This window comes from Flavobacterium piscis (genome assembly GCF_031457575.1).
GTDB lineage: Bacteria > Bacteroidota > Bacteroidia > Flavobacteriales > Flavobacteriaceae > Flavobacterium > Flavobacterium piscis_A.
Genome location: NZ_JAVDWQ010000001.1, coordinates 662598 through 677510 on the forward strand (window position 1 = coordinate 662598; position 14913 = coordinate 677510).

Genomic DNA, 14913 nt, shown 5'->3' on the forward strand with positions numbered 1-14913 from the left:
TATTTATCTTTTTTCTCCTTATCCTCTGATGTTTATACTACTTTTACTTAGTTCTTTAGTATAAAAGCATAAAATTATGACTGATTTAAAGCGTAGAAATTTTATCAAAAATGTTGGATTTGTAGGCACTACAGCACTTATATGTGGTAGTTCGCTTCTGGCTCAGGATACTTTCACATCTTCTTCAGATAATGCAGAAGAGAGTATTTTATCCCAATTTTCAAAATCAGCTTATTCTGATGCTTTTTTATCAGATTCTGCCCTTCTGGAATGTTATAAAAGCGCGAGTATTAATTGGATAAAAACTGGATATGAACCCTATGGCAATGTTTGTTATGGTTCTAAGGATGGTGATTTAAAGATGTTTCCGATGCATCTTCATACCGGCATAACCGGGAAATTAGACGATGTTTTATTATGTTTTGGGAAAAATTCAACCGGAGAATGGAGAACATTAAAACCATTATCAGGATTTGATTTGGAAGCTATAACTGTAGCCATGAAAGAATTAAAGACAAAAAATAATACTGTTGATTTAACACATTATTTATTCCCTTCTCCAATTCAACAGATAAATCCATATAGTTTTGAAACAAAAAAAGGCCGCGTGTTTTTAAAAACACAACTTTCTTCTTATCAGACTTCAACAGAAATTGTTGTTATGGAAGGTTCTAATATTGTATTTAAAAAAGAAATAATATCCCAACATAACCTTACTGTAAATTCTGTTTTGGTTTAATAAAAAAATAAATATCTAAAATCTCTCATCATGGCAGAACCCTTTTTAGCAGAAACTCGAATTATGTCATTTAACTTTGCTCCACAAGGTTGGGCAATGTGTAATGGGCAATTTTTACCTATCAATCAACATCAAGCCTTGTTTTCATTACTGGGAACTAATTTTGGCGGTAACGGGCAAAATAATTTTGCATTGCCAGATTTAAGAGGAAGAACTCCTATTCATGTTGGAAACAGTCATACTCTGGGCGAAAGTGGAGGCGAACAAGCTCACACCCTGACAATAAGTGAATTGCCAACACATCAACATATTTTAAGCAATACAAATCAAAGTGTATCTACAAATATCCCTGCAATTGCAAGTCAATTAGGAAATACTGCTCCAAATCAGGTGTATAATACTTCTGGTCAAAATCTGGTGGCAATGAATCCTGCGTCAATTTCAAATATTGGTGGCAGTCAGGCTCATTTGAATATGCAGCCGTTTTTAACTTTGAATTTTTGTATTGCCTTACAAGGTATTTTCCCTTCTCCTTTTTAATTTATAACTCAAAAAATTATGGCACAACCTTACGTTGGTGAAATCAGAATGTTTGCCGGAAATTTTGCTCCTGCCGGATGGATGTTTTGTGAAGGACAGCTGATACCTATTTCAGAAAATGAACCATTATTTCAATTAATTGGAACCACTTATGGAGGGGATGGGCAAGAAACTTTTGCATTGCCGGATTTACGTGGCCGTATCCCTATTCACAATGGTAATGGATACATTTTGGCCGAAACAGGAGGTGCTGAACAAATAACTCTTACGACTCAACAAATTCCTGCACATACACATGCCTTATTAGCAACCACAAATTTAGCAAACAGCGCCAGTCCTGCAAATGCTTATCTAAGTGCTACTGCTACTGGTAATAAAATATATTCGACAGCAAACCCAACAATACCATTAAATGCTCAAGGAATAAGTCCGACTGGAGGTAGTCAGCCTCATGACAATTTTCAGCCTTATTTATGTGTTGATTTTATTATTTCGTTATTTGGAATATTTCCAATACCCACATAAAAAATATAGTCTTCTTGAATTTAATCAAAAATAAACATATAAAATCTTCTCGATATGGCAGATCCATTTGTAGCTGAAATACGCATATTCTCATTTAACTTTGCGCCTAAAGGATGGGCTTGGTGCGATGGGCAAATTTTACCTCTTTCTCAAAATACCGCTCTTTTTTCGTTATTAGGTACAACATATGGTGGTAACGGAATGTCAAATTTTGCCTTACCAGATTTACAGGGCAGAGCACCTATGCATCCAGGGCAGGGTCCCGGATTATCATTGCATGATTTAGGAGAAACTGGTGGTTCAGAAACCGTTACTTTAATTCAGTCAGAAATACCATCCCATAACCATACTTTATCGGTTGGCAGTTTGAACGCTCAATCAACGACTCCGGCCAATACCGTTTTAGGACGCGGTAATCCAGTAAAGATTTATTCCCCTATTGGCGCTGTTACTCCAATGGGAGTCAATGCTATTACGCCATCCGGAGGCGATCAGCCCCATAATAATATGATGCCCTATTTAACTATGTGTTTTAGCATTTCGCTTCAGGGGATTTTTCCTCCAAGAACTTAATCAGGGATTTAGTTGGATTTAGTTGTAAAAAATATTGGTTTTCGTGACATTCAGGAAAATGATTTGTCAATTTTATGTGAAATATACGGAAGTACCCGTACAGAAGAACTGGAAAGAGGAACTAATTGGAACGAAGAACAAAAAAAGTTTTTTATCGGGCAGCAGTTTTTTGCTCAGCATGAATATTATCAAAAAAATTATACCGGAGCTAAATTCTATATAATTGAAAAAGAAAATATTGCAATTGGAAGATTGTATATTGATTTCTTATTTGAAAAAAAAGGTGTCCGTATTATAGACATTACTTTATTACCAAATTGGCGACAAAAAAATATTGGAAGTTCAATTTTGGCTGCAATAATAAAAAAGGCTGCAATAAAAAATATGAATGTTACAATTCATGTGGAAAGTTTTAATCCTGCCATTAATTTATATAAAAAATTGGGGTTTACAAAAATTAGCGAAACTAATGGTGTATACCATTTAATGGAATGGAGTCCTAAATAAATTGATTAAATAAAAAAACAAAATGCATGGATATAGCTTTACTTACTTTAAACGATTTTCATCCTTTACTCAACAAAGTATTTATAATTCGTATTTCAGATGAAGTTCAGCTTGATGCAGAATTAATCGAAGTAACCAAACTAAATAATTATTCCCCTTTAGAAAGGAGTCCTTTTTCAATAATTTTTCGCACTGATCAAAAAAATGAATATTATCAACAGGGTATTTTTACAATTGTGCATCCTGAAAAAGGCGATTTGCAATTGTTTCTATCTCCTTTGGGTTTCGATAATATTGGAATGAAATATGAAGCTGTCTTTTCTTAATATGCTAAACTAATTAAATGAAAAAATGAAAAATAACAAACTCTTAAGTATTATAATACTATTAGGATTTATTACATTCGGAATGTCCTATAGTACACTTATCCAGAAAAATTTTGTAGCTCCATTAGTAAAACAGTTAACAGAATCTGAAAACAAATCTGCTCCTAAAATATCTAAAAGTAAAAAAATATTTAAGGCTAAAGAAGAAAAAATTATTAGTTCAGCGGTGGTAGCTACTATTGATGTTACCAATACTGTTGTAGTAAACGGAGGAGGAAATACTGTTCCCGGTTCTCAACTAGATTTTACTCTTACAATTACAAACAGTGGAACGACTGATGCATTAGGTACAATTTTTCAGGACATTTTAGATGCGAATTTGACTTATGTCCCAGGATCTCTAAAAGCAACTCCTATTGCAGTAAGCGATACATATAACAATATTGGAAATGTTGGAATTACAGTAAATGCTGCCCAAGGTGTTTTAACTAATGACATTAGTCCAGATGGAACTGCGTTAACTGTAGCCGTTTTGGCAAGTCCTACTAACGGAACTGTAGCTTTAGCGGCAAACGGATCTTTTACTTATAATTCAAATGCAGGTTATTCAGGAACAGATAGTTTTACCTATACCTTAACAAGTGGGAGTGGAAAAACAAATATAGGAACCGTAGATATAACAGTATCAGCACCCATTTATTTTGTAAATAGCTCAGTAGTTACAAGCGGAAACGGAACTTTATCAAGTCCTTTTAAAGCTGTACAGGACGTTCCTGTTTCAACAACAGCTTCTATATTTGTTTATACAGGTACAGGAAGTAGTGGTACATCTTTAACGTTATCAAACAATCAAAAATTAATTGGTCAGGGAGCTACCGCTAGTCTAACATCGATATTAGGAATTACAGTACCGGCTTATAGCAATGCATTACCATCAACAGGAGGTACAAATCCAAATTTTTCTGTTTTAAATCTTAAATTAAATAATGATGTAGAAGGAATCACCCTTACTGGAACAACTGCAACAATGGCAGGAACAAGCGTTGGAAATTTAAAAGTTAGAGATGTTACTATTAGCGGAGGAACTGCAATTCCCGTAAATATTGGTGCCGGTGGTACATTAGACTGTATTTTTAAAAGCATTTCGGCAAATGGAGCTTCTAAAGGAATATCTGTAGCGAATTCAACCGGAAGCTTTGAGGTTATTGGAACCGGAACAACTGCCGGATCAGGAGGTACTATTCAAAACATAACAAACAGAGGTAGCGAATTTATATCATGTACAAATGTAACTCTTAAAAACATAAATTTTATCAATTCAAATACATCAGGGGTTTGTGGTACACCTGCTGTTGATAATTCTGGTTGTAATGGAGCCATTCATTTAAAAACTGTGACTGGGGTTACATTAGATAATATTTCGATTACGGGTACAAATAATGGAGCAGGTATCAACATAAACAATGTAACTACTTTTTCTCTTAACAACAGTACATTAACTGGCTGCGGAAGTAATACTGCCAGTTCGGAAGTAGGCGGTATTTATGCCTTAAATCTTGGAGGAACCAGTTCCATAACGAATACAAATGTTAATGATTCATGGGGACGCGGCTTTTATGCTCATAATGGTATTCTGTCAACAAATCCAACTTTGAATTTGACGGTTAACGGATGTGAATTTAAAAATTCATTTAACAGAGCAAATGGTGACGCCAATTTTATTTTTGATGGTTACGGAACTTCAAATACTACTTTAACGCTAAAAGGAAATGATTTTTCTAACGCTAAAACATATGGGTTAGCATTAAATTTTGGAGGTAGTTCAATAAATACTGTTCAGGTTGGAGGAAATCTGATTACTGATGGAAACATTATAAACGCCGCAATTGCAACCCCTGGAAGCAATGGCTTGTCTTTGCAATCAACTACTGGATCATCAACAGTAAACTATAATGTAATAAACAACACTTTAAAATCAAGTTTTAACGGTGGTTTTACTTGTAACATTGGAAATCAGGGAACCGGAACCATGAAAGGCCGAATAAATAATAATACTATTGAGGGTGGAGGAATTGGGTCTTCGTGCAATGGTATTTCTGTTGCTGCTTATGGAGATGGTAAACATATAACTGAAATTTTAAACAACACAATTACCAATATTACTAACTATGGTATCGTTTCTGAGGCTAATGATAATGGTGTATTGGGTACTGCCCGAATGGATGCAACTATAAAAAATAACAACATTACCTTGTTAACAAATGCCTATGCACATGTTGCAGTAATTGCTATTGGAAATGTTGTAACGAGTCCTTTAATGAGTGTTGCTAACATAGGTGGTAACACAACTAATGATCCCGTAACCGGTATAGCGGCGACTTTTGACGTTCGTTCTGAAGGAACAAACAGTCAGGTAATTTTACAAGGTGGAGTTGCCTTAGCAAATGGATCGGGTGACAGAACCGCAGCACTTACCACTTTTTGGAATGCTAATAATCCTGCGGGAACAAGAACCGCTATTGACGAACAAGGCGGAGGAACAATAGTATCCGGAACAGCTTTAGTTCCTGACAATACATCAGCTTCTAAATTTGTACCTGTTAAAATTGAAGAATCAGATCCTCCTATAGCAGAAATAAAAGATACTAATGAAAGTAGTGTTTCAACTGCAAAAAACACTTCAAAAGCAGCAGCTGGAGAAACAATTTCTATAGGACCATTTACTTTACCGGCAGGAAAAAATACTATTATAACATTTAGCGCAACAATCAATGCAGCAAACACATTACCAATAAATACATGTACAGTAACAAATCAGGCAATAGTAAGCGGGTCAAATTTTTCAACCGTAAATTCTAATATTACGACCACTTCAATTAAACCTGTAGATGCAACATTTACAAATACAACTGAAAATATTCCTTGTTTAGGAACTGCAACTGTAAATTTAAATGCAACATGCCCATTAGGAACAACTCCTACCTGGTATACTTCATTATCAGGCGGTACTAGTTTTGCTACTGGGGCTTCAGTAACTGCAACACCTACAGCAAATAATACAACCTATTGTGTAGCTTGTGAAGCCGCATATTGTGCCAGCGACAGATTATTGGTAAAAACGGTTACCGGAACTGTATCAACTTCTTCTTCTCAAACAGTTTCTGCTTGTGATAGCTATTTCTGGTCAGAAAATAGTACTACTTATACAACATCCGGGACCTATACAAATGTCGTTGGTTGTGATACCAAAACATTGAATTTAACGATAAGTTACTCTTCTGTAATAAATACTACAATTGCATCAGGTTCAGGTGTGTTAACAGCAAATCAGGCAGGAGCCGCTTATCAATGGTATCAATGTCCTGGTACTCTACTATCAGGTGAAACAAACCAGTCGTATACTCCACTGGCTAATGGAGATTATAAAGTTGAAATTACATTGGCAGATTGTACTGTAACTTCTAACTGTATTACATTCGCTACGCTGGGAGTTGGGGAATTCAAACCAAATGAATTTAAAATTTACCCTAATCCAAGTAAAGGAACAGTAAATGTTATTACACCTTATGAAGGCAACTACGTTATAATAAATGCCTTGGGGAAAACTATAAAATCATTTGATTTACACGCAGATATAGTGAATACTTTAAATTTAGAAAACGTATCTGAAGGAACTTATTTTATCAAAAATAGTAGCAATAGTAAAATAAAAACTCAAAAATTAATAATAAAAAAATAAAATAGTTTTAAGGCTTTTTAAAAACCCAAAATTGTAATTACAATTTTGGGTTTTTTATTTATATAAAAAATCTTACTTTTGTAATCCCTAAATTATATAAACATGAAAAACCTATTTTTACTGGTGAGTATTTTTCTATCTATTGAAAGTTATTCACAAGCACAACCTTTTCCAGCCAATAAAGTGTATGGCAATGGCCTAATGGCTACTTCAAAAAACAGTCAGCATGCTTTGGACAATTACAACATCTGGAAAACCAATTTTGTAGAAGCCTGTTCTAATGGCCGCTACAGAGTAAAATTTGACAACTCCTGGCAAACTGTTTCTGAAGGAATTGGTTACGGAATGCTTTTAAGTGCTTATGCCGCTGACAAAACACTTTTTGATGGTCTCTGGCTATACTATAAAGATAATGTTAACAGCAATGGCGTTATGAATTGGAGAATTAATGGCTGCTCAGGAACTGACGGTTTTAACGGTGCTACTGATGCCGAATTAGATGCAGCATTTGCGTTAATTGTTGCCGATTATCAATGGGCAAGTGCAGGAGCAATCAATTATAAAAGTGATGCAACAACATTAATTACAGCCATTAAAACTCATGAAGTTGAAGCCAATACATTTGTCCTAAAACCCGGAGATCAATTCGGCGGAAGCCAGATTACGAATCCTTCTTACTTTTCTCCTGCCTATTACAGGGTTTTTGGGGCTTTTACTAATGATACCGCTTTTTGGAATCAGGTTGCGGAAAAGTCCTATACGGTTATCAATAATAATTTAACTGTAAATAATGCTGTTGGAGGTTTAGTTTCTGACTGGTGTATGGCAAGCGGTGCTTATTCATCAGAAGCAAGCGGATATGCCAATCAAGGTAAATTGTATACATATGATGCTGCCAGAACACCTTGGAGAATTGCGGTAGATTATGTATGGTATGGAAATTCTGATGCTACAGCCTATTCTAAAAAATCATCTGATTTTGTACTGGTAACTTTAGGCGGATCAGCTAATATTAAGGATGGTTACAATCAAAACGGATCTTTAAGCGGACAATATCACAATGCTACTTTTGTGGGTGCGTTTGCCTGTGCAGCAATGGCCGGTGAAAATCAGTTACATTTGGATGCTTCTTATAATGATTTGAATGGATTAGGAGAACCTACAAGTTATTTTAACCAAACACTTAAAACATTATATCTGTTTCTGTTAACGGGTAATTTTTATCTTCCTCCAACTGCAACTTTATCTAATGATGATTTTGATGTTGAAAAATCGGCTATAGCGCTTTATCCAAATCCAAGCTCTGACCGATTTACGGTTTTTGCTCCTGAAAAATCGGTGATTTCTGTAATTTCTCCGCTTGGGAAAATAATTTCAGAACAAAAGACAACTTCTGAAAACACGGAAATTAATTTATCTAATCAGACTTCTGGTATGTATTTGATAAAAATTACGAATGATAATAAAAGTGTTACGAAGAAGGTTATTTTGAAATAAATACTAAAATAGAAATCCCAAATTACGAACTGTAGTTTGGGATTTTTGTTTTTTGTTTTACAAAACCATCGTCAGCTGAATCCTCTTCCTATCCTCATCAACCTCAGTAACCTTAACATCAACATGCTGATGCAATTTTACAACTTCATTGACATCACTCACAAAACCTGCTTTCAATTGTGAAATGTGAACCAATCCGCTTTCCTTGATTCCGATATCTACAAAACAGCCAAAGTTGGTGATGTTGTTCACAATTCCCGGTAAAATCATTCCGGTCCTCACATCTTTGATCGATTTTACATTCGCATCAAATTCAAAAACCTTAGCTGACTTTCTTGGGTCTAATCCCGGCTTTTCAAGCTCTTTTATGATATCTTTTAAGGTAAGTAATCCAATTTCAGGTGTAATATAGTTTTCAGCCTTAATAAGTGCTGTTTTCTCTTTGTTTGCAATTAAGTCATTTACCGAAAGTTTCAAATCCTTTGCCATTTTCTCCACAACCGGATAAGCTTCGGGATGCACTGCAGAATTATCCAATGGATTTTTTGCATTCGAAATCCTGATAAAAGCTGCCCCTTGCTGATATGCTTTGTCTCCTAAACGAGGTACTTTTTTCAACTGTTTCCTGTCTTCAAAAGGGCCGTTTTCGGAACGGTACTGTACAATGTTTTCGGCCAGTTTCTCTCCTATTCCACTCACGTAACTTAGTAAATGTTTACTCGCAGTGTTGATATTGATTCCAACAGAGTTTACGCAGCGAATTACGGTAGCATCCAGTTCTTCTTTTAATTTCGTTTGATCAACATCATGTTGGTACTGACCTACTCCGATTGCTTTTGGATCGATTTTTACCAATTCTGCCAAAGGATCTGAAAGTCGTCTCCCGATAGAAACTGAACCACGAACCGTTACATCATAATTTGGGAATTCCTCTCGAGCAATTTTTGATGCCGAATATACGGAAGCTCCTGCTTCTGAAACAATAAAAACCTGTAGCGGTTTATCGAACGCGATTTTTTTTATGAAAAATTCGGTTTCTCTTGAAGCGGTTCCGTTTCCTATCGAAATCGCATCAATTTTATACGAATTGACCATCGACCTGATTTTTTTCATTGCCATCGCCTCTTCGTTTTGTGGTGCATGCGGATAAATCGTTTCATTGTATAACAAATCGCCTTTTTCATCCAGGCAAACTACTTTACAACCGCTTCTGAATCCCGGATCGATTGCCAAAATTCGTTTTTCTCCCAAAGGCGGTGCTAATAATAACTGACCTAAATTATTAGCAAAAACCTGTATAGAGTTCGCATCTGCTTTTGCTTTCGCTTCCTGTAAAGTCTCATTTCCAATCGCCGGATTCAACAATCTTTTATAACTGTCTTCAATGGCCAATTGTAAATGTGCAGTTGTGCTGTTTTGTTTTTTAATGATGATTTCATCAATAATATCGTACGCTTCGTCTAAATCAACATCCACTTTCATCTTCACAAAACCTTCGTTTTCTGCACGAAGCATTGCTAATAATCGGTGTGAAGGTGCTTTTGTCAACGGTTCTTCCCAATCAAAATACTGACTGAATTTTTGTGCTCCTTCTTCTTCGCTTTTCTTTTTTACGACCTTAGTTCCTATTATAGCTTTTCGTTGAAATAATCTTCTAAGCTGTTTACGAACATAAATATTTTCGTTGATCCATTCGGCCACAATATCTCTTGCCCCCTGCATGGCAGCTTCTTCGTTTATAACATTTTCATTGATGTATTGCGTCGAAATAAAATCTACATCTACATCATTTTCAGACATGATAATTTTTGCCAAAGGCTCTAAGCCAAATTCTCGGGCTACATCGGCTTTTGTTTTTTTCTTCTTTTTATAGGGAAGATAAAAATCTTCAATTTCCTGCAAATCAAAACTTTGCTCAATTTTTTGTTTCAATTCGGGTGTAAGTGCTTTTTGCTCTTCAATAGATTTTAAAACAGCCTCTTTTCGTTTTACAATCGTTTCATACTCTTTTTGAAGTTTTGCAATTTGCTCAATTTGAACTTCATCCAGATTTCCGGTTGTATCTTTTCGGTAACGGGAAATGAACGGAATCGTACAATCTTCTTCTAACAATTGTACCGTTTTTTGAATATTAATCGCTGCTGTTTGTACAGTCTTGGCAATGAATTGAATATTAGTCATACTTTTAATGAAATAATTTCTTAATTACAAAATGAGAGAATCTGCCAATTAAACTCCTGATCGATTCATCAATCACTTGGCTAAAATAATATCTTTGTTTTTAATTTTAAGCTAATGGAAGTTTTATTACTGTATTTTTTTATTATAAATAGTATTGCCTTTATCTTAGGGGGTTACGATAAATATTTGGCAGTCAAACGTAAACACAGAATTCCTGAAAATATTCTGTTTACAATATCCTTTTTTGGCGGCTCGATTGGTTTGTTGCTGGCCATATTGTTCTTTAAACATAAAACGAGTAAATCTTCTTTTATTATAAAATTTACATTCCTTTTTTTATTTCAGATTGTATTAGTTTATCTAAAATTAACTGATAAAATATAAACATTTACATTGTTAATAACTCCATAAATATCTGTTTATCATATCATTAAATAACTAAATATAAAGATATTCAAACAAAAACCGAATGAATTTAAAAAATTCGCCTGGTTTATATTTTTATTGGTGCGAAGCACCCGAATTTTTTTGACCCTCTTATTGACAAGCGATTTTATTCACTCTGTTTTGATGTCTTCCTCCTTCAAATTCAGTTGCTAAAAAAGTTTCAACAATTTCTACTGCTTGCGGAATCGAAGTGTAACGAGCTGGAATACTTACAATGTTAGCATCATTATGCAAACGCGTTAAATAAGCAATTTCTTTAGTCCAGCATAAACCTGCTCTTACTTTCGAATGTTTGTTCACTGTCATAGCGATTCCGTTTCCGCTTCCACAGATAACAATTCCAAAATCAGCTTTTCCTTCAGAAACATCGTTCGCAACTGGATGTCCAAAATCCGGATAATCTACAGAATCTACAGAATCTGTTCCGTAATTTGTTACTTCATATCCTTTTGCATACAACATCGCAACAATTGCTTTTTTATAATCTGGACCTGCGTGGTCATTTCCTATCGAAATTTTCATTGTAAATACTATTAAGTTGTGTTGTGCAAATTTACTTAAAGAATTTTGAAGTATATCTTTTTTGAAAAAAAGTTCGCCACGAATTTTACTAATTTTTTCATTTTTAATAGTTTTAGCTGCTACCTGTAATTAGTGTAATTAGTAAAATTCGTGGCAAAAAAACCATAATTTATAACTTTCTTCATATCAAATAATTATACATTATTAACAATTTTAAAATCTATATAATTATCTGATAATCAATTTACAATGTTTTGTTTTTTTGTTAAAAATTTACATTGTTAATACCAAAACTTAATTCGTTGATATTCAGTTAACTTTAAATTAACATTAAATGTTAATAAGTTAAGATAGAAAATTAGAAGTATTTTTTGGTTGTATCGAAAAAAAACCTAATCCAAAACACGAATGAAATAACCTAATAAACTTTAATGAATTTTTAGAAAAGTTATCAATATCAAAAATGCCATTTTCAACAAAAACCAAGTTATGAAGTTATCTACAAAATCAATTCATTTTTAGTTGTCAACCGTTGTTAATTAAAATACAAAAAGTCTTATAAATTAATCATTTAACAAAATATAAGTATGTTGATAACTCTATATAACTAAGAGAAACTTCATTTCAATACTTTTAAAAATAAAATTATTGTATCTATTAACACGCTATAATAACCATCAAAAATTAATTAAATTTAAATTTTTCTTTTTGTTGTATTTAATATATGTTAACAACTTTGAAAGTTTAAAAAGAAATTTAAAGTTTAAAAATTGAAAAACAGACTGGATTAAACAATTTGAAGTGGGTTATTAAGATTGTCTAAAATTTTTTGAACTCGTTCGAAATCGTTGGGATGAACTTTGAGTTTGATTCCACCCAGCGCTGTCGTATACATTGGAACAACTGAAAGCGTTATTTCATTTTCAAAATAATATGGAATTTCTTCTTGCTCCAGTAAGTGTTTTAGAACTATTGTTTCGTGCTGATAATTGAATATGGCAATGGTTTTAAAGCTTTCCATAGAAGGTCTTTTTGTAAAGATATGAAAGTTATAATTTTAATAATTTATTTGTTAAAATCTATTATCTGATATCTTATTTGTAATTTTAAACTTTTAAGAAAAAGATATATGAATAAGAAAATTAGAAAACCTATAAAAAATGAGAGTGACTTCTCTAGTAAAATTTTAAAAGTTTTATCAAAAAATGCTAATAAAGCATTCAATTATAAACAAATAGGAGCAAAGCTTGAACTTGATGATACCAAAAGCAGAAATCAAATTATAAAAGATTTAAAAATTCTGGCTGCATCCAAAAAAATAATAGAATCAGAACCCGGAAAATATTTAATTAAGGCTGTTAGCGAAGATTATTACGAAGGAACCATTGATATGACCAGCAGAAGAACGGCTTATTTTGTTTGTCCTGAGTTTACTGAAGATGTTTTTATTCCGACCAATAATTTAAATCGTGCCTTAGATAAAGACAAAGTAAAAGTATATGTTTACAATAGGAGAAAAGGAAAACGTGCTGAAGGCGAGGTTATTGAAGTAGTAGAAAGAAATAAAACAGACTTTGTAGGAGTAATAGATATTCAGCCCAACTTTGCTTTTGTAGCTACTGCAAACCCTAAAATGTATACCGATATTTTTATTCCGAAGGACAAATTTGGAGAAGCAGAAAACGGTGATGTTGTTTTGGTTACAATTGAAGATTGGCCTAAAAGAGCAGATAGTCCGTTTGGATCTGTGATTAAAGTTTTAGGAAAACCGGGAGAACATAATACAGAGATTCATGCTATTTTGGCTGAGTATGGTTTACCATCGGATTTTCCGGTAGAAGTAGAGGTCTTTGCACAAAAAATAGATACTTCGATTCAGGAATCTGAAATAGCTAAACGTCGTGATATGCGTGATACTCTTACGTTTACGATTGATCCAAAAGATGCAAAAGATTTTGATGATGCTTTGTCTTTCAAAAAATTAGAGAACGGAAATTACGAAATTGGTATTCATATTGCTGATGTTTCTTATTATTTAGAAGAAGGAACAATCCTGGATGATGAAGCGTATCAAAGAGCCACTTCGGTATATTTGGTTGATAGGGTAGTGCCAATGCTTCCGGAAGTTTTGTCAAATTTTGCGTGTTCATTACGTCCAAATGAAGAGAAATATACGTTTTCTGCTATTTTTGAAGTTTCTCCAACCGCTCAGGTTATTAACCAATGGTTTGGAAGAACGGTAATTTATTCTGATCAGCGATTTGCTTATGAAGAAGCCCAATATATCATTGAAACAAAAGACAATACGATTCCTGTTGATATTTCAATTACCGGAGATTCGTATGTGGTTTCAGATGAAATTGTTGAAGCAACTCTAAAATTAGATGAATTAGCTAAAATTTTAAGAAAGAAAAGAATGGCCAATGGTGCTATTTCTTTTGATAAAGTTGAAGTAAAATTCAATCTGGATGCCGAAGGTGAGCCGGAAGGAGTTTATTTTAAAATTTCTAAAGATGCCAATCATCTGATTGAAGAATTCATGCTTTTAGCCAACAGAAAAGTGGCTGAATACATTGGAAAACAAAAGAAAACATTCATTTATAGAATTCATGACGAACCAAATGAAGATAAATTAATTGCGATGGCAAGTGTAATTGCTAAATTTGGCTATAAAATAGATTTTCGTAACAAAGGAGATATTTCGAAGTCTTTGAATGCATTGATGGAAGAAGTAAATGGTAAAAAAGAACAAAACTTAATTGATACGCTGGCAATCAGAAGTATGAGTAAAGCTAAATATTCAACTGATAATATTGGACATTACGGTTTAGCTTTTGATTATTACAGTCATTTTACTTCGCCAATTCGTCGTTATCCAGATGTTATGGTGCATCGATTATTGCAGTTTTATCTGGATGCAGGTAAATCTGTAGATGAAGAAGTTTACGAAACAAAATGCCAGCATTGTTCCAATATGGAAAGTTTAGCTACTAATGCTGAGCGGGACAGTATTAAATATATGCAGGTTAAATACATGCAGGATCACAAAGACGAAGAGTTTCTTGGTGTTATTTCCGGTGTTACAGAATGGGGAATTTATGTTGAAATTGTCTCTAATAAATGCGAGGGAATGGTAAGAATCAGGGAAATTAAAGATGATTATTATACTTTCGATGAAAAGCAATATGCTTTAGTTGGAGCAACTTCAGACAGTATTTTACAATTAGGAGATGAAATTTATGTGAAAGTAAAAAATGCCGATTTAGTTAAAAAACAACTGGATTTTCATTTTTTACGAAGAGCAGAATAGATGTTTA

The 14913-nt window shown here is 33.7% G+C and carries 13 protein-coding genes; 10 read left to right on the top strand and 3 right to left on the bottom strand.

The features are described 5' to 3' along the window. The first annotated feature begins 76 nt into the window (after positions 1–76). The 8 genes from J2W48_RS02885 (at position 77) to J2W48_RS02920 (ending at position 8446) form a co-directional block, all read left to right on the top strand. Positions 77–739, top strand: a complete 663-nt coding sequence (locus tag J2W48_RS02885; protein WP_310277782.1) for a hypothetical protein — start codon at positions 77–79, stop codon at positions 737–739. 30 nt (positions 740–769) lie between these two features. Continuing rightward, positions 770–1279, top strand: coding sequence for a phage tail protein (locus J2W48_RS02890; protein ID WP_310277785.1), 510 nt, complete (start codon positions 770–772; stop codon positions 1277–1279). Positions 1280–1297: 18 nt separating this feature from the next. Beyond that, complete coding sequence (locus J2W48_RS02895) at positions 1298–1804, top strand: phage tail protein (protein ID WP_310277789.1); 507 nt, start codon at positions 1298–1300, stop codon at positions 1802–1804. 54 nt (positions 1805–1858) lie between these two features. Beyond that, positions 1859–2377: a phage tail protein gene (locus tag J2W48_RS02900; RefSeq protein ID WP_310277792.1), complete on the top strand. Its 519-nt coding sequence runs from the start codon at positions 1859–1861 to the stop codon at positions 2375–2377. 12 nt (positions 2378–2389) lie between these two features. Beyond that, positions 2390–2884 (top strand): GNAT family N-acetyltransferase, encoded by a 495-nt coding sequence (locus J2W48_RS02905; RefSeq protein ID WP_310277795.1) that lies wholly within the window; start codon positions 2390–2392, stop codon positions 2882–2884. 26 nt (positions 2885–2910) lie between these two features. Next, positions 2911–3210 (top strand): DUF6916 family protein, encoded by a 300-nt coding sequence (locus tag J2W48_RS02910; RefSeq protein ID WP_310277797.1) that lies wholly within the window; start codon positions 2911–2913, stop codon positions 3208–3210. Positions 3211–3235: 25 nt separating this feature from the next. Beyond that, positions 3236–6949, top strand: coding sequence for an Ig-like domain-containing protein (locus J2W48_RS02915; protein WP_310277798.1), 3714 nt, complete (start codon positions 3236–3238; stop codon positions 6947–6949). 102 nt (positions 6950–7051) lie between these two features. Beyond that, entirely contained in the window at positions 7052–8446 is a 1395-nt protein-coding gene (locus J2W48_RS02920) for a glycosyl hydrolase family 8 (RefSeq protein ID WP_310277802.1), read from the top strand. Between the two features lie 57 nt (positions 8447–8503). On the opposite strand, the gene J2W48_RS02925 is transcribed toward J2W48_RS02920, so the two are convergent. Beyond that, entirely contained in the window at positions 8504–10627 is a 2124-nt protein-coding gene (locus J2W48_RS02925; RefSeq protein WP_310277805.1) for a Tex family protein, read from the bottom strand. A 114-nt stretch (positions 10628–10741) separates the two neighbouring features. Between J2W48_RS02925 and J2W48_RS02930 the strand changes: the two genes are divergently transcribed. Next, entirely contained in the window at positions 10742–11011 is a 270-nt protein-coding gene (locus tag J2W48_RS02930) for a DUF1294 domain-containing protein (RefSeq protein ID WP_310277807.1), read from the top strand. 153 nt (positions 11012–11164) lie between these two features. Here the strand turns inward: J2W48_RS02930 and rpiB are convergent, their stop codons facing one another. After that, on the bottom strand, positions 11165–11596 hold the full coding sequence (rpiB, locus tag J2W48_RS02935; protein WP_310277809.1) for a ribose 5-phosphate isomerase B: 432 nt from the start codon (positions 11594–11596) through the stop codon (positions 11165–11167). 787 nt (positions 11597–12383) lie between these two features. After that, positions 12384–12617 (bottom strand): DUF2007 domain-containing protein, encoded by a 234-nt coding sequence (locus tag J2W48_RS02940; RefSeq protein WP_310277812.1) that lies wholly within the window; start codon positions 12615–12617, stop codon positions 12384–12386. Positions 12618–12725: 108 nt separating this feature from the next. Between J2W48_RS02940 and rnr the strand changes: the two genes are divergently transcribed. After that, positions 12726–14906, top strand: a complete 2181-nt coding sequence (gene rnr, locus J2W48_RS02945) for a ribonuclease R (RefSeq protein ID WP_310277815.1) — start codon at positions 12726–12728, stop codon at positions 14904–14906. Positions 14907–14913: the final 7 nt, after the last annotated feature.

Coding starts and splice junctions, on each gene's coding strand:
- rnr (WP_310277815.1), top strand. CDS start 12,726: ATGAATAAGAAAATTAGAAAACCTATAAAAAATGAGAGTGACTTCTCT.
- rpiB (WP_310277809.1), bottom strand. CDS start 11,596: ATGAAAATTTCGATAGGAAATGACCACGCAGGTCCAGATTATAAAAAA.
- J2W48_RS02885 (WP_310277782.1), top strand. CDS start 77: ATGACTGATTTAAAGCGTAGAAATTTTATCAAAAATGTTGGATTTGTA.
- J2W48_RS02910 (WP_310277797.1), top strand. CDS start 2,911: ATGGATATAGCTTTACTTACTTTAAACGATTTTCATCCTTTACTCAAC.
- J2W48_RS02915 (WP_310277798.1), top strand. CDS start 3,236: ATGAAAAATAACAAACTCTTAAGTATTATAATACTATTAGGATTTATT.
- J2W48_RS02940 (WP_310277812.1), bottom strand. CDS start 12,617: ATGGAAAGCTTTAAAACCATTGCCATATTCAATTATCAGCACGAAACA.
- J2W48_RS02890 (WP_310277785.1), top strand. CDS start 770: ATGGCAGAACCCTTTTTAGCAGAAACTCGAATTATGTCATTTAACTTT.
- J2W48_RS02895 (WP_310277789.1), top strand. CDS start 1,298: ATGGCACAACCTTACGTTGGTGAAATCAGAATGTTTGCCGGAAATTTT.
- J2W48_RS02930 (WP_310277807.1), top strand. CDS start 10,742: ATGGAAGTTTTATTACTGTATTTTTTTATTATAAATAGTATTGCCTTT.
- J2W48_RS02920 (WP_310277802.1), top strand. CDS start 7,052: ATGAAAAACCTATTTTTACTGGTGAGTATTTTTCTATCTATTGAAAGT.
- J2W48_RS02925 (WP_310277805.1), bottom strand. CDS start 10,627: ATGACTAATATTCAATTCATTGCCAAGACTGTACAAACAGCAGCGATT.
- J2W48_RS02900 (WP_310277792.1), top strand. CDS start 1,859: ATGGCAGATCCATTTGTAGCTGAAATACGCATATTCTCATTTAACTTT.